Source organism: Psychrobacter maritimus, from assembly GCF_029953575.1.
Lineage (GTDB): Bacteria > Pseudomonadota > Gammaproteobacteria > Pseudomonadales > Moraxellaceae > Psychrobacter > Psychrobacter maritimus.
On the sequence record NZ_CP124526.1, the window covers coordinates 1,174,161 to 1,193,992 of the forward strand.

Sequence of the window (19,832 nt, forward strand, 5' to 3'; positions counted from 1 at the left end):
AAAATTAGATAATTGAGAGTGGGTTTTAGATATATAAAACTTTCCTATTTAGACTCGTACCAATCGCTGCGCAATGACTGCCAATATTCGGTGAGCGTACCATCTAGTACCAGTTGCTTTGCTGCTTCAATATCAGGCGCTAGGTAGCGATCTTTATCATAAAAAGTCACTTGCTCGCGTAGTTTCTGATGCGCTGTCTGTAACGCCTCTGAGGTATCTAGTCCACCATGGAAGTCGATACCTTGACCAGCAGCCAAGAGCTCAATGCCGATAATGGTGGCGGTATTTTGCGCCATCTCATATAGGCGTCGTGCACAATAAGTGGCCATCGACACATGGTCTTCTTGGTTGGCAGAGGTTGGAATACTATCGACGCTGCCTGGATGGGCGATAGACTTATTTTCTGATGCCAGAGCCGCTGCCGTCACATGAGCAATCATAAAGCCTGAGTTTACCCCCGCATTATCAACTAAGAATGGCGGTAAGCCACCTGACAAGGTTGCGTCAATCAATAAAGCCACACGGCGCTCAGACATAGAACCAATCTCAGCAATCGCCAAGGCTAAGATATCTGCGGCAAAGGCAACTGGCTCAGCATGGAAGTTACCACCTGAGATAGCAACAGGGCCATCATCGTTGTTAAAAATAAGTGGGTTATCAGTTACTGCATTAGATTCAATTAATAAAGTCTTGCCTGCTTGGTTGATGATATCAAGGCAAGCGCCCATGACTTGTGGCTGGCAACGCAAGCAATAAGGGTCTTGTACTCTATCGTCCTGTTCGCCATCATGGGAGGCGCGGATAGCACTGCCTTTAATCAGCTGACGATGCGCTTTAGCGATTTCTATTTGACCATGGTGACCACGCACTTCATGAATACGTGCGTCAAATGGGGCATCCGAGCCTTTGGCGGCATCAATAGACATGGAGCCGACGATGGTGGCTGTCTCGAGTAAATCTCGTGCTAAGAAATAACCCCGTAATGCCAGTGCCGTTGAGACTTGCGTACCGTTAATTAATGCCAACCCTTCTTTAGCCGCTAGGGTAATGGGCTCAAGACCATGCTGCGCTAACGCATCAGCAGCAGGTACTTTTTTGCCGCCAACATAGACATCGCCTTCGCCCATCATGGCCAGCGTCATATGCGATAAAGGTGCTAAGTCACCAGATGCGCCAACTGAGCCTTTAGCCGGAATATTTGGCGTAATTTGATTATTAATTAAGCCAAGTAGGCTATCGACCACGACGCGGCGGACGCCAGAGACGCCCTGCGCTAAACTGGCAACCTTCATCACCATAATCAATCGAACCACGTTGGCGGGTAATGCTTCACCAGTACCAACCGAATGAGAGACGATAAGGTTACGCTGTAGTAATTCTAATTGATCATCGCTGATACGGGTCTTTGCCAACAGACCAAAACCGGTATTGATACCATAAGCGCTCTTATCACGCGCAATGATGGTGCGTACATCTTCGTGTGAGGCATCTATCGCTTCATAAGCGCTGTCAGGTAGCGTCAATACAACAGGTCGCTCGTAAATATCGCGCAGCATTTCAAAGCTTAATTGGCGTGGGTATAGGGTTAGTTTTTTGATAGTGGTCATACGAGTTATCCTAACTTTAGGTGCTATATTAATTATATTATTGGTTGTCTATACACTATATATAGTGATGTTATTTGAGTTTTCTTAACTTATCCAGCCAAGAGACATCGCCAAATGTCCAAAAGCTGCTGCTAACAAGATACTAAGTGCCACACGCTGGAACCAAACGATGACCATTTTGCCAACAGAGATGGGAATTTCGGTCGCCAGTACACAAGGAATCATGGCAGAAAAGAACAGCACGCTACTAATAGAGATGACGCCGGCGACATAACGGGTCAACATATCCGCTTCACTGAGCAATAAGGCGGGCAAGAACATCTCAGCCAGTCCTGCTGACATACCTTTGGCAGCGACGAGAGGCTCTGGCAAACCGCCTAACCATGTAAATGGGTATAGTAGCAACCCTAGAGCGTCAAATACCGACGTGTACTTGGCTAATAATAGTCCAGTGAGTCCAACGGCTATGATAGAAGGCACAATAGCCGCTGCCATGGTCAAACCATCACGAAAATTAGACCATAGAATTTGTTTAAAATCCGATGCACGGCGTGAGGTGGATAAACCCAGCTCATACGCCGCTTTTAGACGCGTGCCTCTTTTGTAGTCTAAATTTGGACGGTCCAGCTCATTATCAAAACGGCTAATCGGTGGAATACGGGCAGTAATAGCGGTGACAATAAAAGTAATCACCAACGTTGACCAAAAAAACAGATTCCAAAATTCCATCAGCCCCAGTGTTTTAGCAACAATCACCATAAATGCTGCCGATACTGTAGAGAAGCCAGTAGCGATAATGATAGCTTCACGCGCAGAATACTGCTTTTGTAGATAAACGCGATTGGTAATTAACAGTCCAATCGAATAACTACCAACGAAAGAAGCAACCGCATCAATGGCTGATGCGCCAGGTGTTCTCCAGATAGGCTTCATAATCGGTTGCATCAGCACACCAACCATCTCAAGCAAGCCAAAGCCTACTAAAAATGCCAGAATCAACGCCCCAAGCGGGACAATCATGCCAACCGGTAGCGCCAGTTTTTCAAACAGAAACGGCAGCATATCCTTTTCCATCATAAAGGCGGGCGCGTTACCGCTGATATACATCACGGCTAATACCAGTCCCAGCACTTTAAAAACGGTTAGGATTTTATGGGTGATATTTTTGCGCCATGAGCCATCGATAAATGGCTTACTTACACCAAATATCATCAGCATAAACAGTAAAATAACAGATAAAGTATGTTGCTGATTGACCAGATAAGTTGCGCCGTGATCGAACAAAATTGTGCTCTTCTCACCAATGGTAAAAGGAACAAAAAACATCACCAGACCAATGGCACTAAATACAATAAGCTGTATCAGCGCCATAGGCTTTGATAGCAACTTCTCAGGCGGCGTCATATCAGGTGTTGGAATGCCTAGTAGTAGGTCAGGTACTGGACTAGCTGGTGGCATAAGATCTTGGTTAGACATATTATCATCCTTGATAAAGTATTGATGATGTCCTGATGTCGATTGATATCGTGTAAGGACAAGGGCAAGTTATTTAATCATCGGTAGCTTTAAGCCATAATCTTTGGCAGTTTTAATCGCTAGCTCGTAGCCTGCATCTGCATGACGCATAACGCCAGAACCACAATCATTGACTAATACTCGTGCCAAGCGTTTGGCTGCCGCATCAGTACCATCAGCGACGATGACCATGCCTGAGTGCTGTGAGTACCCCATACCTACGCCACCGCCATGATGCAATGATACCCAAGTGGCACCGCCTGCGACATTGAGCATGCCGTTCAATAGTGCCCAATCTGACACCGCATCTGAGCCATCTTTCATACTTTCTGTTTCGCGGTTCGGGCTGGCAACAGAGCCAGTATCCAAATGGTCACGACCGATAACGATAGGACCTTTTAATTCACCGTTTTTGACCATCTCATTAAAAGCAAGACCTGCTTTGTCACGTTCACCAAGACCTAACCAGCAGATACGCGCTGGCAAGCCTTGAAACTGAATGCGCTCTTTTGCCATATCAAGCCAGCGATGAATGTGCTGGTTTTCAGGGAACAACTCTTTGATTTTTTGATCAGTTTTGTAGATATCTTCTGGATCGCCTGATAATGCGACCCAGCGGAATGGCCCTTTACCCTGACAAAACAGCGGACGAATATAAGCAGGGACAAAACCCGGAAAATTAAAGGCATCTTTAACTCCTTGATCAAACGCAACTTGGCGAATGTTATTGCCATAATCAGTCGTTGGGATACCCATTTCTTGTAGATCTAGCATGGCCTGTACGTGTACGGCACAAGACGCGGCGGCATCTTTAGTTAATGCCTCATGTTGGTCTGGATTTTCTTGTGCCACTTTCCACTCTTCAACTGTCCAGCCACTTGGCAGATAGCCATTGATTAAGTCATGAGCGGAGGTTTGGTCAGTGACCAAGTCAGGTTTTATCTCGCCTGCATTGGCACGCTTGACCATCTCAGGCAAGATGTCTGCCGCATTACCAAGTAGCGCGATTGAGACCGCTTCACCCGCGGCGGTATGCTGCTTAATCAGCTCATAAGCATGGTCAAGATTGTCGGCTTGTTTATCGACGTAACCCGTACGCAAACGGAAATCAATACTAGACTGCTGGCACTCGATGTTTAGAGAAGTCGCGCCAGCAAAGGTCGCGGCTAATGGCTGAGCACCACCCATACCGCCAAGACCAGCGGTCAAAATCCAACGTCCTGCCCAGCTGCCATCATAATGCTGGCGACCAGCTTCGACAAAGGTCTCATAAGTGCCTTGGACGATGCCTTGAGTGCCGATATAAATCCAGCTACCTGCGGTCATCTGACCGTACATAAATAAGTCTTTACGATCAAGCTCATTGAAGTGCTCCCACGTTGCCCAGCGCGGCACAAGGTTGGAGTTGGCAATCAATACGCGCGGCGCATTTTCATGAGTTTGAAAGACGCCAACAGGCTTACCAGATTGCACCAATAAGGTCTCATCGTCTTCTAATTCTTTGAGTGACGCGAGGATTTGATCATAGCTTTCCCAGTTACGGGCTGCGCGTCCGATACCGCCATACACGACTAAGCTTTTTGGGTTTTCAGCCACATCAGGGTGTAGGTTATTTTGCAGCATGCGATAAGGGGCTTCGGTCAGCCAACTTTTGCAGTTTAATGTGCTACCAGTGGGCGCAGCGATATTGCGACTCTCGTCACGGCGGGTGAATTTATTATTGTTGCTTGTGGCGTTTCTGCTCAATCCATTATCGGTAGTCATACTCAAATCCTTGTGATTGTTTATACAGTTTGCTAGTTGCCGTTTGTTGGCAGCATTATTTGGTGGTATTATTAATTTGTATATACAAATTATCAAAGATAATTTTTTCATGCAAGCGTTTTTTCATCAGTAGCTAAATTATTTATAACACTGCTTTATTCGATTGGCTGCTCTCATGGTGATGATGATAATTGTCATGATATTATGTCAGCACTTTTATAGCGGCATACCTGTATAGTTGAAGTCGACGGTTGAAGATAAGCATGACAAAGGGGAAGCGTGATATGACAAAAACAGTTCCAGCCTATCAGCGGATTAAAAACGCAATCTTAGATAATATTCATTCTGGAAAATGGCAGGCGGGCGCAGCTATCTCCACCGAAATGGCGCTGGCAGAAGAGTTTGGCGTATCGCGAATGACAGTAAACCGCGCCCTAAAAGAACTAAGCGAAGAGCGAGTATTAGAGCGTCGGCAAGGGTCGGGGACATTTGTCGCGCAGCAGCAGTTTAATCATACCTTTGTAGAAGTGCGCAATATCGCTCAAGATTTAAAATCAGCCAATCGCGATTATCAGGCACAAGTGTTGAGCAAACGCGCTATTACCGCGAGCATGTTAGACGATGAGATGCGTGGTAAGTTTGATATTGATGAAGCAGCCTTTTCTTCTAATGCAAATGAAACTGATAACAATACTAATAGCGCTGTAGCAGCGATTTTATATGAAGTAAAAATCATCCACTTTGCGGATGGCCAGCCGATACAGTTTGAAGAGCGCTGGGTCGATGCGACAAAAGTACCAGAATTTATTGAGCAAGATTTTACTGTGGTCAATACCAGTGATTATCTCATTGCTAAGAGTCCGCTTGAGCGTGGTAGCTATACTATCCGAGCTTTAGCAGCGCCTGATGAGATTGCTGATGCACTACAGATTGCCCCGCAGTCACCGACGTTAGTATTGTGTCGTCAGACTTATTCGGCTGGTCAAGTATTGACCTTTGTGAAGATGTGGCATGCAGGCGATCGTTATCAATTCTCGGGAGAGTTATAGCTTTTATTGAGGTTGTCCTATTGCTTTTTGCTCATTTCAGATAATAAGTCGAGTTGTATTTCTTGTATCTCAGCGAGTCTATCCCATTGATGCATTAAAAGATAATCCAATTTTTCATGCAAGTGTTGGATTTCAAGCTCAGCTTTTAAGTTAATTTGATAGTCATTTTCTGAACGTAACCGGTCTTTGGTTTCTTGCCTGTTTTGGCTCATCATAATCACAGGTGCTTGAATGGCAGCGATACAGGATAATATTAAATTCAATAGAATAAACGGGTAGGGATCAGCAGGACGGGCGACCATCACCACAGTATTGACGATGATCCAAATGGCTAGAAAAATAGCAAAACAGATGAGAAATGACCAACTACCACCAAAGGTTGCAATTTTATCTGTCAATCGTTCACCGAAAGTCCATTTTTGCTCTAGAGTCTTATCAATATTTTTGGTGATGAGTTCATGCTGTTGCATGCTTTTAATCAATTCAGATTCAAGAACGGTCACCTCACCTTTTTCAGACGTTAGCGATGAGTGCACATGCTGCATTCGATACTTACTTAAATCATTTTGGCAAATATAATCTGTAGGTAAGCATTCAGGGAAATCATGTAAAATCTCTTCTGTAATTGCCTGTCGTATGGTGCCTATAGGGGTAAGGGCTTTTATAGGATAATTTTGTCCGCAGACAATACAGTGATAAACGCCACTTTTTTTATTCATCGCCATATTCCCTTTCATCGCTATATTCCTTTAATGAAGCTGTTTTTACAATAAAATCATTTTTTATAATAAAACTATTCACTAGGGTCTGCACCCGGCGGGAAGTCATGACGCAGCTGCGCGACATTGGCAGCAGTAACTTTATCTGTAAAACCATTTAAATCACTGTGTACATATTGAGTGACTGCTGCAATTTGCTCATCATTCATCATGCTATGAAAGGCGGGCATACCGCGCAAGCCATTGATGACGACGCTAATAATATAATATTTAGACTGCATCTTGCTGTTGTTCGCGAGTGGCGGATAGTAACCCGCTCCTTGTGCGCCTTCGCCTTTAGACATATGACAGCCTGCGCAAGAGTCGTCGTAAAGTTTTTTGCCATCATTACTAAAAAACCCCGTTTTACCTTGTGCGCTGCCTTCAAATTTGGTCAGCCACTTTTTCAAATTCGCAGCATCACTCATCTTTGCTATCGAGCTGACATCGACAATATTCATGGGCGGGCGAGTAAGTTCTTCTTTGGATATACAAACCGCGCCCCAAGCGCCATTATTACGGCTGGCCTGATTGTCAAAACTGTCATCCAAGACCATCGCCGTTGCTTGCAGGCTAGCAATGGTAGGAGCGCTGGTTTTAGTATATTGACTACAGCCTGATATAAAAGCCGTGCCACTTATTATTAATATAACCGGCAAGTGAGACGACTTATATAAGTTTAAATGCTTTGATTTTACTTTTATTATGCCTGCTTACCTTAATTTTATACTGACTAAATACTGTCTGCTAACCAATGATTTTAAAAGTTGTTTATTAAACTAGCCTAGTTTTTTGGCTTTTTGATGTAAGCGTTTGGCGGCATCTAGACCCGAGAGTATGGCGCCTTCTTGCCAAGCAGGAATGTGCGAGCAGTGTTCGCCTGCTAATATAGTAGAATTACTTTAAAATCGATACAGTGCGACTGGGATGAATTTTTCGTAGCCTCTGTGATAACAGCAAGCAAGGAAAATTTATACCAGTCGCACACAGCTATAATGTCTCGCTTTTATTTTGAACTGACTATACAATTCGGTGGTCGATGGCACATAACGTATCGTAATATTGTTCGCGGCTTGACTCACTCCAAAGCCCATAGCAGCCAAGTGACCAAGGGATACGATGCCAAGCGACTGAGGTACCCGAGCGAAACTCTTTGGTATATTGCGGATGGATGCGCTCTTTTGGCGTTAAGGAGTTAAACTTATAAGACGCTTCGCCAAAGCCATAAGCGCCAAGTAACACGCCCGACCCTGAGGTAAATAAATCTTGTGAAGGATAAGAGATTTGGGTAATCGGCAGATCAGTATAAGTGATGCCACCATAAATCCATTCGTCCTCCTCCCAAAAGCGCCGTTTAAACTCAAGCCCGACTTTAAAGGAGCTATCGTAAGGGACAGCCGCCATCGCTTGCTTCATCGGCTCTGAGACATTGATATCAATTTGCGTCAATACCGATAACGGAATATTGCAAATACACCAATCGGCGCGAATGCTTTTAGCGCTACCTTCAGAATTACTGCTATTAGAATTACTGCTTTTAGCGTTAGCTGTATCGACATAATCAACGGTAACGCCGCTTTCATCTTGATGGATCTTGGTAACTTTGGCATTAAACGTAATCATATCGCGACACACGCGGGTGAAAGCATCGCCAATTTTCCCCATACCGCCAACAGGCTGGAACATCGCGGGTTGATGCACGTAAACGGTGTAGTTGGCGTAGAGATCCGCCCACATGCCTGAATTTAATAGTTTGTGCATCGGTATCGGTGTTGAAGGCTTGGCAGCAGGCATAAGCCCGCCACCGGGATAAACGCTATAGCCGCGATGTTTACTGGTCTCGGCGCTTTTGATATAACGATAATTATTATCCAGCACACCCCAACCTTTAAGACCTTCTAATAGTTTTCCTTTATCCTCTTGAGTAACGGTATCATCTAAGCGGCCTTTATTGATGGCTTTGGATAATAGCTCAGACATATAGCCGCGAATATCGCTTTGCACTTCACCCAAGTGCTGCGGTGCGCCATTAAAATGATTGGTACGATGTAAATAGGCGCGGTCATTGTTTTGGATAAACGGTTGCAGGGCGACATTAAACTTTTTGCAATAATGAAACACCGCGTAGTGATGCACGGGCAATCGCCAAGGTCCACCGTTGAAGTAATTGCCTTTTTTAAAGTCGCAAGTGACTTCTTCGCCGCCAAGCTCGGTATATTTATCGCCGCTATTTAGCGTCCAGCTGCGTCCGCCACCACGATTTTGGTATTCAAGTACCGTCACTTTATAACCTGCTTTACGTAACTCGTAAGCTGCTGTAAGCCCGCCCAATCCTGCACCAAGGATAACGATGCTAGCGCCAGCAGGTGCGCCTTTCAGCTCTATCTCTTGTTTAAAGCTCGACTCGGAGGCGAAACCTAATGCAATCATCGCTTGATACATAGCGGTTGCGCCAGCGGTTTTACCTATCATGGCGAGCAGTTGTCGCCGTGTCGGGGAGGACAGCAAGTCTTTCATTTAATCATCCTTATCGGGCTTATCATAAGTAGTAACGCAATGAGAAATTCAGGAGGTTTGGGTCTCTATAGGTTTAGCTTTTCTCTTTGATTATGCGTTTAACCTCTGCAGCAGTGACTTCGCTACTAGGTAAACCGCCGAAATTGACGCGTACGTAATTGGCAATACTGGCTATCTGTGCATGGCTTAAGTCTTTCTTAAAACCGGGCATTTTGGGCGCCGTATTAAAAGCACCTTTTGCGCCAAAAGCAATCACGCCAATAAGCGCGTCAGGCTTAGCACGGCGAATGCTACTTAAGCCAACGATGGTTGCATAACGGGCATCAGGCTGCGCATAACCGTCAACGCCATGACAACTAGCGCAGTGAGTGAGATATAAATATTTTGGCGAATCGCTACTATTAATAGAGCTGTTGCTTACGCTACTAGTAGCAGGGGTCGCATTGGCTTTTGCCTCGGCCAGATGGTCTTTTTGCTCAAGTAAGTTATAAATAATAGAAGGGCTGATAGGATTTGGCAGCTTTGCAACGTTGACGGGTATCAAATAATCATCCGTCTTAATAGCGGGTACGACTTTTAGATAATTGGCCATTGCACTCAAATCTGCATCTGTAAGATAACGCGTACTATGAGCAACCGCTTCTGCCATAGGACCACCTGCATAAGCCCGTTTATCGAGCTTGCCAGTACGCAAATAGATGACGATGTCGCGCTCACTCCAACGCCCTATGCCAGTCTCATTATCAGGGGTGATGTTGGGCGCGAACCATTTACCGAGTGGCGCACCAGAGAGATAGCGAGCGTTATCAAGACCTTGGGTGAAATTGCGCGACGTATGGCAAGTACCGCTGTGCTCTAGGTTATTAACCAGATACTCGCCGCGCTGCTGAATTGGCGTAAGATCGTCGCGATTCTCAGTAGCGGGTACATTGATAAGATTCCATACCAGCATTAAGCTGCGAATGTTTAAAGGGAAAGGTAGATGAGTTGTTTTTTCAGGTGGTTTGTCGACGATAGGAACAGTCTGAAAATAAGCAAATAAGGCACTGATATCATCATCTGTCATACCGTGGTAGGACGGATAGGGCATAGCGGGATACAGCTGATGACCTAGAGCACGACCTTTGCGTAGTGCTTTCTTAAGGTTAGCTTCGGTATAGTTGCCAATGCCATAGCGCTTGGACGGCGTGATATTGGTCGAATAAATATCGCCGATAGGCGTTTCGATGGCCACGCCGCCGCTGTAATCCTCGCGGTGGCACGCCATACAGTCGGCAGTTCGCGCCACATAAGCGCCGCGATTGGCTAAATCGCTGTTACTAGGGTTGACATTGGGTAGACTGATTTTAGCCGGCAAGTCAGTTATAGAAGGGTCGATATCTTTAGCCATAGCAGCGCTCGAATCAGGGCTGTAGGTCGCGCTAAACATCAAGCTAAATGCCAATGCTGACATCGTGATAGAAAGTGGCTTCATAATATCCTTATAACCCTAAGCAAATAATGCCAGTCAATCATCCTTGATTGCTCTTACTAAAATAAAACTATTTGCCCGTAATAGCTACTGTTTCATCGCTTCAACCTCAACGTTTAAATCAAGATTTTTGCTAAGACCAAACCATGAATATTTATTTATATTCCAATTGGTTCGGTCTATCGTGGTGGAAAACGCCCCAGTACAAACCTCATTTTTGGCAGTAGCATTTAAATAACAGCCGAATGCATGGGCGGTGAGGCTGATAGGATGGGTCACACCATGTAAGGTTAAATTGCCATCGACACGCGTCACCTTATTTTTATTAAAGTGCCAGCTGGTGGAATGAAAGTGAGCAGAGGGAAAGCGCTCTATATCGAAAAAAATCGCCCCCTTTTAGACTTTTGCTAAAAATCTTGCTGCCCGTATCCAAAGAGTTAATAGGTATAATTAATGAGATATCACCTGCTTTTAAAATTGCATCGTATTGCAATTGTCCTTTGACCTGATAGAAGCCGCCGGTCATAGCAGGACTTTTAAAACGTTTAATAGCAAAGCTTATGTGTTATTCGGATTAATAATATAACTGGCCGCATAACTACCACCTATGGTATTCACCATAATTAATAATATTAAGAACATCGGTAAGTAGCGGCTTTTTTTAATCTCTAATTTTTTATTCCTTAATATAGGGCTCATCGCCAGCTTCCTTTTAGTATTTAGCCGTAAGTATTCATCCATAAATGACGAGCGTAATCGATGGTTTTAGCCAGTCTAGTCTAGAAGACGGTTAGGAGTTAGCAGTTGAATAAGAGTATAGGCTGGATGTTATTAAGAAAGCGTTAAGATAGTTTAATGAGAATGCTGTAAAAATATAAGAAAGCGTTAAAGACGCCATTTTTGATTGAAGTGTCTTCGCTGAGAATATCGTAATAATTCTAAATTTCCGCAAGTCGTTAGCCTTGGCTCTAGATACGAAAGAGCAACTATGAAAGAGCAACTATGAAAGAGCAACTATGAAAGAGCAATTACGAAAGGCGAATTGTTAGTATGTGTTGTTATATATTGAGATATGACAATTATTCGTGCTAGCTTTAAAAACATCTAATAATTTGTCGAATTTGAGTTTTTCCAATAAAAACGGCTTTATTTTGAATGGATTATTTAAAATAATTTGTTTGCGCAAAATCAAATGTAATCTGCGGTTGAAAATTGGTCTACCTCAAACAAGGAGGCAGCTATGATGCTCGAAAAAATAAAAACACCTGGTCTTGCTCATCTGTCTTATTTAGTGGGATCAGGCGGGCAAGCGGCGGTGATAGATCCACGTCGTGATTGCGCGATTTATGTGGAGAAAGCTCGCGCAGCAGGCCTTGAAATTACCCATATATTTGAAACCCATCGCAATGAAGATTTGGTTTCTGGCGCCCCCATTTTAGCAGACACGACAGGGGCAACTGTATTGCATGGGCTCAATCCTGAACAGCACATTGTCTATGCTCAAACAGTACGTGATGGTGATTGTTTTGCCATTGGTCAGCTTAATATTCAAGTGCTAGAAACGCCCGGCCATACCGATGATCACCTTGCCTACGCGCTATTCGATACTGCTTATCCAGACAAGGCGGTGGGTGTGTTTACAGGTGATGCTTTATTTGTGGGAGATGTTGGTCGAACTGACTTTTATCCTGAACGGCGTGAGGAAGTCGCGGGTCTGCTGTATGATTCACTACAAAAAATACTGGCGCTAGGGGATCAGGCGATTATATATCCCGCTCATGGTGCTGGATCTGTGTGCGGCTCAAGCATGGCAGAACGCGAGTTTTCTACCGTCGGCCATGAGAGAGTGAATAACCCACGTTTACAGATGACGGATCGTGAGGCCTTTATTCGATTTAAAGTCAGTGAAAACCATTACCAGCCGCCGTATTTTAGGCTGATGGAGCGGCTCAATATGGAAGGTGGTAATGCGCCACCGCCAGTGATGCGCCCGCGTCATCTGTCGCTAAAGCAACTTCAAAGCTGCACGGCTGATCATCTGATCGATATTCGCGAGCCAATGGCGTATGCTGCTGGTCATTTTCCGCGGTCAATGAGTTTGCCTGTCGGCATGATATCTGCTTTTGCGGGTTGGTTCATCGGTGAAGGGGAAAGTATGGTGCTGATTGCCTCAGATGAAGAGCAGCTTGCCACGGCAATGGAGCATCTGGTAAGAATCGCCTTTGATAACATTATGGGTGGTTATGTTGGCGTAGTACCGGCAGCGGCTCAGGGTCAGGAGATGCAACGAACCCCTATGATTGACACCGCTGAGGTTGAAGCACGTTTGATGAATAATAAAGGCAAAGAGGACAATAACTGGACACTGCTTGATGTCCGCGACGCTGACGAGCGCTCCGCCACAGCGATTGAAGGGTCACAGCATATTTATGTCGGTCAACTGAACGAGCGCTGGCACGAACTTGATAAAAGTCATCACTATACTTTGATGTGTGCCAGTGGCGCGCGGGCGACGGTAGCCGCTGGCTAGCAAGCCAAGGGTTCGATAATCTTGATATTTATCTAGGCTCTATGGGTGCATGAAAAGCAGGGCATGATTGATATAAAGTGGCTTGCATATTTATTGAAAATTGAATAGGGATATTAAATATATGTGACCACAGTCACTGAGCCCATAATCACTGTATCCATAGCCAATTAACAACCAATAGTGCCGTATTAGCTGATATAAAGGTTGTCTTCAATACTATTTTTCATATGCAACAGACGCGGGGCGATATCTTCCTCGAGTTTGTCACGGCTAAGGACAAAGTTTGGCGCGCCGCAATTAAAAGTCAGTAGACCTTCAGTCGGATGCATCAAGGCCGTGGCAACTGCATTGACGTCTTTTTGCCATTCACTAATCGAAAAACAGTACCCATAATCATCATAATCTTTAAAGGCTTTGTCCAGTCCTCGCCTGATTTTTAGCCAATCATCTTTATGCTTAGTACGAATAGCGTCAAGAATAAACTCTTGCTCCGCTTGCGGCATACTGGCCAAACAGGCTCTTCCCATTGAGCTTAAATGAATAGGTAAGTACGAGCCGACATTGCGCCGCATCGTAGTGGTGCTTGAGCCTTGCACGACATTGAGGTATACCATCGTCAGGCGATCACGAGTTGCCATAGCAACGGCGCTGTTAGCATAATCTGCCAGCTCTTCCATGTACGGCGTGACCAAATTATTGATAGAGATATTCGCCATCATTGTATAGCCAAATCCCAACACACCTACAGAGAGTTGATATTTACTACTGTTCGTCGATTGCTTTAAATATCCTAACTTGACTAAGGTATAAGTGAGACGCGTGATTGTGCCTTTCGGAAGCCCTGTTAATTGACTTAAGTCTTGGTTGCCAAGATAAGGACGCTGCGGGGTAAAACAACGCAGCAGCTCAAGTCCTCGAGCCAAAGCGGTAACAAATTGCCTGTCATTTTGATCTCTCATCTCTGCAATGGGCTCTAGCAATTCAATATGCGTTGTATTGCTAGTCCCTTCATCCATAAGGTTTTTAGTTGTCATATATTATTTTTAATCTCAATCAAGTTAATATAAATATGATAGTAAACGCACTATCATATTTATAATCAAAAAAAGGATTCTAGGCTAATAGTAGTCGGCATCTTTAATCATATTATATTAAAGATGCCATTAAATTCTTAACACAGTTATTATAAGCTATTTCGCTATGCGGTATATATATTGAGTAATATTACGCCTTTTGTGGGTCGTACTGTTGTTCTTTAATGAACAAGGTTGGGATAAGACCACATAAGAAGTACGCGCCTGCCATCAGCAACAAACCTGCGCCGATAGAGTTTTGCATGGCCATATAACCAATGGCGACGGGCGCAATAACCGAACCCAAGCGTCCGATATTGAATGCCCCGCCAATAGCAGTACCTCGAATAGCAGTAGGAAAGCTTTCTGTTAAATAGGTGGCATTGATAGCATAAGGGATGCCGTATAAGAAACCAAAGGTTAACATGAGCCAACCGATGTTTTCGGGGGTATGGAAATATACCAATACTGGAATAAAGAGCGCCGTACCCATAGTACCGAATGCAAAGACTATTTTACGCCCAATTTTATCAGCTACTAGACCTGCCACAACTTTTGCAAACATCATGGTCAGATAAGTGCCCGCCATATATAGCGCCATCTCTTTAAATTTGATACCCAATTCAGTTTCTAGATAAGAAGGTAGCCAGTTGCTGACTCCGAAATAGCCAAATAGTAAAAGACCTGAACTCATTGACCATAAGATGAACATGATACGATGTTTGGGATTTTCAAATATGGCTTTATAAGGATTTTCAGGTTTTTGTAGCGAATCTTTTGCACCACTGAGTTTAAGAGCCCGTGCCGCTTTCCAAGAATTTGGTTCAGGTATAAGAAAGTACATGGCTATCGATAGAATAATAGGTAAAAACGTTAACAGGTATAGTGTGCGCCAACCATAACTTGGAATAATCCAAGCTGAGATGCTGGTGATAACCAAAGACCCTAAGGTAAAACCTGTCATCAATGCGGCAAGTACCGTCGTTCGATGTTTGGTAGGTACCATCTCAGACATCAAGGTATTGGTGGCAATGTATAAGCTGCCAAGACCCAAACAAGCGGTGAATCTTAATGCTACAAACTGCTCATAGCTTTGCACAAATCCACTAAAGCCAGACAGAAGGGAGAAGAGCGCTGTCGCAAGCACGATCACACGCACTCGACCAAAACGGTCACAGGCCCAACCACCGAAAAACCCACCGATGGCCATACCAAATAAGGACCAACTGCCTAAAGCACCCGCTTGTACATTGGTCAACCCAAATTCTAGCTTTATACTTGAAAGTGTAAAGGCGAGAATACCAATATCGGCTCCATCACATAATAAAACTAGAAAACAAAAAAAGAAGGCCAATTTCCAAGGCTGTTTTTGCACAGGAATTAAGCTCGGATTTGAAATTATAGCGGCACTTTTCACAATTTATATCCTTATTGTTGTGAGAGTAAAAGACTGTGAGCATATGGGTATAGTGACGTTACTCAGGTATCTGCATCCCAGCAAATACCTCAATACGCTTTAATAATGTAAATACCTGTTACTAATCAAATAACTGGCATTTAAATAAGTGAAAACTACTCGCTCACCTCTTTAATCATATTGCGAGCAATGATGATTTGCTGAATCTGAGTAGTCCCTTCATATAAACGATATAAGCGCACATCACGATAAAAACGCTCAATACCATAGTCGGCGATATAACCAGCACCGCCATGAATTTGTACCGCTCTATCAGCGACGCGGCCGCACATTTCAGTGGCAAACATCTTGGCACATGACGACTCGGTAACGACGTCTTTACCTTCATCGCGCAGGCGTGAAGCATCTAATACCATAGATTTGGCCGCATAAATCTCTGCTTTTGAATCAGCAAGCATCGCTTGAATAAGCTGGAAGTTGGCAATCGGTTGCCCAAATTGCTTACGCTCCACCGCATAACGTAGCGCATCGTCTAGCATTCGAGTAGCGGCTCCGGTACTTGCGGCGGCGATATGTAAGCGCCCTTTATCAAGGACCTTCATGGCAGTTTTGAAACCTACACCTTCGACACCACCTATCAAAGCACTAGCAGGAACGACGCAGTTATCAAAAATCACATCACAGGTATGAGCGCCTTTTTGCCCCATTTTTTTGTCAATTTTGCCAAGCGTAATACCAGGGGTATCGCTCTCAACGATAAATGCTGAAATACCACCCGACCTTTTATTGTCAGGGTCAGTACGTGCCATGACGGTAAATATACCGGCTTGAGGGGCGTTGGTTATATAACGCTTGGTGCCATTAAGTACATAGTTGTCACCATCTTTAATAGCTGTGGTTCGGAGTGAAGCAGCATCTGAGCCTGACTCTGGTTCGGTCAAGCAAAAAGAGCCGATGATTTCACCACTGGCAAGTCTTGGTAGATATTTTCGTTTTTGTTCTTCGGTGCCATCAATCACAAGACCAGATGAGCCAATACCGTTATTTGTCCCTATTAATGAGCGAAAAGCGGGTGAGGTGCGTCCCAATTCAAATGCCAGTGTGACTTCTTCTTCCATAGTAACGCCAAGCCCGCCGTACTCTTCGGGAATGGTCAGTCCAAACAGCCCTAATTCACGCATCTGGCTGATGATCTCTTCTGGCAGACGGTCGTTTTCTGCTACCCAATCTTCTTTCGGTATCAATTGATTGTTTACAAACTGACGAACAGTTTGGACGATATGGTCGAGTACTTCCTTATCTCTAATCATGTAGTTCTTCCTTGTTGAAATAATATCTAATATTGCTAATAGGGACTTTATGGTTAATTCGAACAAACAGCATAATGGATAGTTTATTAAAATACAATACTTTTGGTTTAAAAAACCGCAATGCGGTATTTATTAAGAGTAAATATTTTTTATTTAGGGTTTATTTCTGAATTTAACTGGGTTCTTCTCTTCACAAATGGAAATAAACAGTATATATTGGCACTAGATATCGCTATGCGGTATTAATTACACAATTTTAAGGTGTTTTAAGGATTGCCGTATTTTGCTTAAGGGCACTGTTTAAATTAAAGGACACTATTTAAAGGATGGCATCATGGAAGAGCAAATAATTTTAATTGAGCAGCAAGTAAATGGCGTTTGCGTGATAAGGCTTAATCGTCCTAAGGTTCGAAATGCTTTAAATACCGAATTACGTCAGAAACTGGCAGATATTTTTATCCAATTAAACGATGATCCTCAGATTAAAGCTATTGTGCTGACGGGCGGTGACAAAGTGTTCGCCGCGGGCGCTGATATTAATGATTTCTTAACCGCAAAAACGGTTGATGTGTATCTCCGTCATAGCGAACGTTATTGGGATGCCATCACCAATTGCCGTAAGCCGATCATTGCAGCGGTCAATGGTTATGCCCTTGGCGGCGGCTGTGAGCTTGCTATGCATGCCGACATCATCGTCGCTGGTAAGTCGGCTAAGTTTGGCCAACCAGAAATCAAAATTGGGCTGATGCCAGGAGCAGGGGGCACGCAGCGGCTGTTTCGCGTGATTGGCAAACATAAAGCCATGAAGCTGATCTTAACGGGCGACATGATAAGTGCTGATGCAGCGGATCAAATGGGATTGGTTTCTGAAGTGGTCGAAGATGAAGCGACTATCAAACGTGCTATTGAAATCGCTGAACAACTCGCAGGGTATTCACCGATTGCGTTAGCCCAAATTAAAGAAGTCGCCAATCTCGGGGTGGACATGCCGCTACAAGGCGCATTGGCTCTAGAGCGTAAAGCCTTTCAGATTTTATTTGATACAGAAGATCAAAAAGAAGGGGCGAAAGCTTTTTTAGAAAAACGTAGTGCTGAATACAAAGGACAGTAGCTTGTTGAGACAAATATAGGCATAGCTAAATCAATTTTCAAAACGAGAGCATATAAAGGATTATTATGACCGTGAACACATTGGCCATTATTGGTACAGGCATTATGGGTATGGGTATCGCCCAAATCGCAGCGCAAGCGGGCATTCAAGTACTTTTATTTGATGCCAAGGCAGGAGCTGCCGAGCAAGGATGCCAGTCTCTTCAAGCGACCCTCGAAAAACTGGCGGCCAAAGGTAAATTTACCGACGAGCAACTACAGTCTACCTTAGCTAATCTGACCGTGATTGAAAATATAGCCAAAATTGCTGAGGTAGATGTCGTAATCGAAGCGATTATCGAAAATTTAGAAATAAAACAACAGCTTTTTAAACAACTAGAAAGCATTGTTCCTGCTGAGACGATTTTGGCGACCAATACTTCATCACTAGCAGTGACCGCGATTGCCTCCGATTGTGAGCACCCAGAGCGCGTAGCAGGATTTCACTTCTTTAACCCTGTGCCGCTAATGAAAATCGTTGAAGTGATTCCGGGTATCTCAACCAAGCCTTCAGTGGTAGAGACGCTTACAACTCTAGCCAAACGCATGGGGCATTTAGGGGTAGTGGCAAAAGACACCCCAGGGTTTATTGTCAATCATGGCGGCAGAGCTTATGGTACGGAGGCCTTAAAAATACTAGGCGAGGGAGTCGCTAGTTTTGAGGATATAGATCTTATTTTACGTGAAGGGGCTGGCTTTCGAATGGGACCGTTTGAGCTGCTTGATCTCACTGGTATCGACGTATCGCATCCAGTTATGGAGTCTGTTTATAACCAGTATTATTCTGAGCCTCGCTATCGTCCGCATCCCTTAACCCGTCAAATGCTAATAGGAAAAAAGCTTGGCCGCAAAGTCGGTGAAGGCTTTTATCACTACACAGAAAATAAAAAACAAGATGGTCAAAAAGTAACAGTAGACCCTTCCAAACAATTACCTTTTAAGACAGATTCCGATATCTCAAACCTCTCAGTTTGGATTGGGGCGGATTTAGCAGAAGATAAACAACAACTGGTTGATTATCTAAGCGCTAATAACATCACTATCGACGATAACGATAAGCCAAACTCTGACAGTTTGATATTGCTGGCTATTTATGGTGACGATACCACCAATGCGGCTATTCGCTATCAGGTTAATCCTAAACAAGCGGTTGCCATCGATATGCTGGCTGACTTATCCAAGCATCGTACTCTCATGCCAAGTATCGTCACGCAAGATAACTTTATAGCGCAAGCTTATGCCCTATTTGGTAGAAGTAATAAATTCGATAAAAGCTCGGATGAGGGTTCAAATGTTGCTGTCGATGCCTCACTAATTACCGAAAGCACGGGTTTTGTGGCGCAGCGAGTCATTGCTATGGTAATTAATTTAGGTTGTGATATCGCGATGCAAGGTATTGCCACACCAAAGGATATCGACAATGCCGTCAAGCTTGGATTGGGTTATCCGTATGGTCCTATCTCATGGGGAGACGAGATTGGTGCCTCGCGTATTTTACTTATCTTAGAGCGCATTCATGGGTTAACGGGTGATCCGCGTTATCGTCCTAGCCCATGGCTGCAACGCCGCGCTAAGCTGGATATCTCGCTATTTACTCAGCAGAGCAAGTATTCACGCTAATGACCTAGTTATTTAACGATATTACTAAACCATATATTTCAATAAGACAAAC

At 44.2% G+C, this 19,832-nt stretch carries 17 protein-coding genes; 4 read left to right on the plus strand and 13 right to left on the minus strand.

Going from position 1 to position 19,832, the window contains the following annotated elements:
- Positions 1-44: 44 nt before the first annotated feature.
- The 3 genes from hutH to hutU all read right to left on the minus strand — a co-directional run bounded on the left by hutH (position 45) and on the right by hutU (position 4,886).
- Positions 45-1,607, minus strand: a complete 1,563-nt coding sequence (gene hutH / locus QJS82_RS04940; protein ID WP_281491426.1) for a histidine ammonia-lyase — start codon at positions 1,605-1,607, stop codon at positions 45-47.
- 84 nt (positions 1,608-1,691) lie between these two features.
- On the minus strand, positions 1,692-3,083 hold the full coding sequence (locus QJS82_RS04945; protein WP_281491427.1) for a YjiH family protein: 1,392 nt from the start codon (positions 3,081-3,083) through the stop codon (positions 1,692-1,694).
- A gap of 69 nt (positions 3,084-3,152) precedes the next feature.
- Positions 3,153-4,886, minus strand: coding sequence for a urocanate hydratase (gene hutU / locus QJS82_RS04950; RefSeq protein WP_281491428.1), 1,734 nt, complete (start codon positions 4,884-4,886; stop codon positions 3,153-3,155).
- 284 nt (positions 4,887-5,170) lie between these two features.
- Between hutU and QJS82_RS04955 the strand changes: the two genes are divergently transcribed.
- Positions 5,171-5,935: a histidine utilization transcriptional repressor HutC gene (locus QJS82_RS04955; RefSeq protein WP_281491429.1), complete on the plus strand. Its 765-nt coding sequence runs from the start codon at positions 5,171-5,173 to the stop codon at positions 5,933-5,935.
- 17 nt (positions 5,936-5,952) lie between these two features.
- Here the strand turns inward: QJS82_RS04955 and QJS82_RS04960 are convergent, their stop codons facing one another.
- From QJS82_RS04960 to QJS82_RS04990, 7 genes are all read right to left on the minus strand, one after another.
- Positions 5,953-6,654, minus strand: coding sequence for a DUF1003 domain-containing protein (locus QJS82_RS04960; RefSeq protein ID WP_281491676.1), 702 nt, complete (start codon positions 6,652-6,654; stop codon positions 5,953-5,955).
- 74 nt (positions 6,655-6,728) lie between these two features.
- Positions 6,729-7,352, minus strand: a complete 624-nt coding sequence (locus QJS82_RS04965; RefSeq protein ID WP_281491430.1) for a c-type cytochrome — start codon at positions 7,350-7,352, stop codon at positions 6,729-6,731.
- 361 nt (positions 7,353-7,713) lie between these two features.
- Positions 7,714-9,210 (minus strand): flavin monoamine oxidase family protein, encoded by a 1,497-nt coding sequence (locus QJS82_RS04970; protein WP_281491431.1) that lies wholly within the window; start codon positions 9,208-9,210, stop codon positions 7,714-7,716.
- 73 nt (positions 9,211-9,283) lie between these two features.
- Positions 9,284-10,684 carry a cytochrome c gene (locus QJS82_RS04975; RefSeq protein ID WP_281491432.1) on the minus strand — a complete coding sequence of 467 codons (1,401 nt, stop codon included), beginning with the start codon at positions 10,682-10,684 and terminating at the stop codon, positions 9,284-9,286.
- Positions 10,685-10,768: 84 nt separating this feature from the next.
- The gene (locus QJS82_RS04980; RefSeq protein ID WP_438656533.1) at positions 10,769-10,996 is read right to left on the minus strand and encodes a YceI family protein; all 228 of its coding nucleotides are present in this window, start codon (positions 10,994-10,996) and stop codon (positions 10,769-10,771) included.
- Positions 10,997-11,006: 10 nt separating this feature from the next.
- Positions 11,007-11,207 (minus strand): YceI family protein, encoded by a 201-nt coding sequence (locus tag QJS82_RS04985; RefSeq protein ID WP_281491433.1) that lies wholly within the window; start codon positions 11,205-11,207, stop codon positions 11,007-11,009.
- Between the two features lie 32 nt (positions 11,208-11,239).
- Positions 11,240-11,380, minus strand: a complete 141-nt coding sequence (locus QJS82_RS04990) for a hypothetical protein (RefSeq protein ID WP_281491434.1) — start codon at positions 11,378-11,380, stop codon at positions 11,240-11,242.
- A 541-nt stretch (positions 11,381-11,921) separates the two neighbouring features.
- Here QJS82_RS04990 and QJS82_RS04995 point away from each other — a divergent pair.
- Positions 11,922-13,211, plus strand: a complete 1,290-nt coding sequence (locus QJS82_RS04995) for an MBL fold metallo-hydrolase (protein ID WP_281491435.1) — start codon at positions 11,922-11,924, stop codon at positions 13,209-13,211.
- 188 nt (positions 13,212-13,399) lie between these two features.
- On the opposite strand, the gene QJS82_RS05000 is transcribed toward QJS82_RS04995, so the two are convergent.
- From QJS82_RS05000 to QJS82_RS05010, 3 genes are all read right to left on the minus strand, one after another.
- On the minus strand, positions 13,400-14,245 hold the full coding sequence (locus QJS82_RS05000; protein ID WP_281491436.1) for an IclR family transcriptional regulator: 846 nt from the start codon (positions 14,243-14,245) through the stop codon (positions 13,400-13,402).
- Between the two features lie 190 nt (positions 14,246-14,435).
- Positions 14,436-15,701 carry an MFS transporter gene (locus tag QJS82_RS05005; protein ID WP_201625587.1) on the minus strand — a complete coding sequence of 422 codons (1,266 nt, stop codon included), beginning with the start codon at positions 15,699-15,701 and terminating at the stop codon, positions 14,436-14,438.
- Between the two features lie 155 nt (positions 15,702-15,856).
- The gene (locus QJS82_RS05010) at positions 15,857-17,011 is read right to left on the minus strand and encodes an acyl-CoA dehydrogenase family protein (protein WP_068407388.1); all 1,155 of its coding nucleotides are present in this window, start codon (positions 17,009-17,011) and stop codon (positions 15,857-15,859) included.
- Positions 17,012-17,345: 334 nt separating this feature from the next.
- Between QJS82_RS05010 and QJS82_RS05015 the strand changes: the two genes are divergently transcribed.
- Both QJS82_RS05015 and QJS82_RS05020 read left to right on the plus strand, forming a co-directional pair.
- On the plus strand, positions 17,346-18,122 hold the full coding sequence (locus QJS82_RS05015) for an enoyl-CoA hydratase (protein ID WP_281491437.1): 777 nt from the start codon (positions 17,346-17,348) through the stop codon (positions 18,120-18,122).
- 65 nt (positions 18,123-18,187) lie between these two features.
- Positions 18,188-19,780 (plus strand): 3-hydroxyacyl-CoA dehydrogenase, encoded by a 1,593-nt coding sequence (locus QJS82_RS05020; RefSeq protein WP_281491438.1) that lies wholly within the window; start codon positions 18,188-18,190, stop codon positions 19,778-19,780.
- Positions 19,781-19,832 lie beyond the last annotated feature (52 nt).

Bases quoted from the DNA above. Each gene is read 5' to 3' on its own strand.
- hutH (WP_281491426.1), bottom strand. From the start codon at position 1,607: ATGACCACTATCAAAAAACTAACCCTATACCCACGCCAATTAAGCTTT.
- QJS82_RS04945 (WP_281491427.1), bottom strand. From the start codon at position 3,083: ATGTCTAACCAAGATCTTATGCCACCAGCTAGTCCAGTACCTGACCTA.
- hutU (WP_281491428.1), bottom strand. From the start codon at position 4,886: ATGACTACCGATAATGGATTGAGCAGAAACGCCACAAGCAACAATAAT.
- QJS82_RS04955 (WP_281491429.1), top strand. From the start codon at position 5,171: ATGACAAAAACAGTTCCAGCCTATCAGCGGATTAAAAACGCAATCTTA.
- QJS82_RS04960 (WP_281491676.1), bottom strand. From the start codon at position 6,654: ATGAATAAAAAAAGTGGCGTTTATCACTGTATTGTCTGCGGACAAAAT.
- QJS82_RS04970 (WP_281491431.1), bottom strand. From the start codon at position 9,210: ATGAAAGACTTGCTGTCCTCCCCGACACGGCGACAACTGCTCGCCATG.
- QJS82_RS04975 (WP_281491432.1), bottom strand. From the start codon at position 10,684: ATGAAGCCACTTTCTATCACGATGTCAGCATTGGCATTTAGCTTGATG.
- QJS82_RS04985 (WP_281491433.1), bottom strand. From the start codon at position 11,207: ATGACCGGCGGCTTCTATCAGGTCAAAGGACAATTGCAATACGATGCA.
- QJS82_RS04990 (WP_281491434.1), bottom strand. From the start codon at position 11,380: ATGAGCCCTATATTAAGGAATAAAAAATTAGAGATTAAAAAAAGCCGC.
- QJS82_RS04995 (WP_281491435.1), top strand. From the start codon at position 11,922: ATGATGCTCGAAAAAATAAAAACACCTGGTCTTGCTCATCTGTCTTAT.
- QJS82_RS05000 (WP_281491436.1), bottom strand. From the start codon at position 14,245: ATGACAACTAAAAACCTTATGGATGAAGGGACTAGCAATACAACGCAT.
- QJS82_RS05010 (WP_068407388.1), bottom strand. From the start codon at position 17,011: ATGATTAGAGATAAGGAAGTACTCGACCATATCGTCCAAACTGTTCGT.
- QJS82_RS05015 (WP_281491437.1), top strand. From the start codon at position 17,346: ATGGAAGAGCAAATAATTTTAATTGAGCAGCAAGTAAATGGCGTTTGC.
- QJS82_RS05020 (WP_281491438.1), top strand. From the start codon at position 18,188: ATGACCGTGAACACATTGGCCATTATTGGTACAGGCATTATGGGTATG.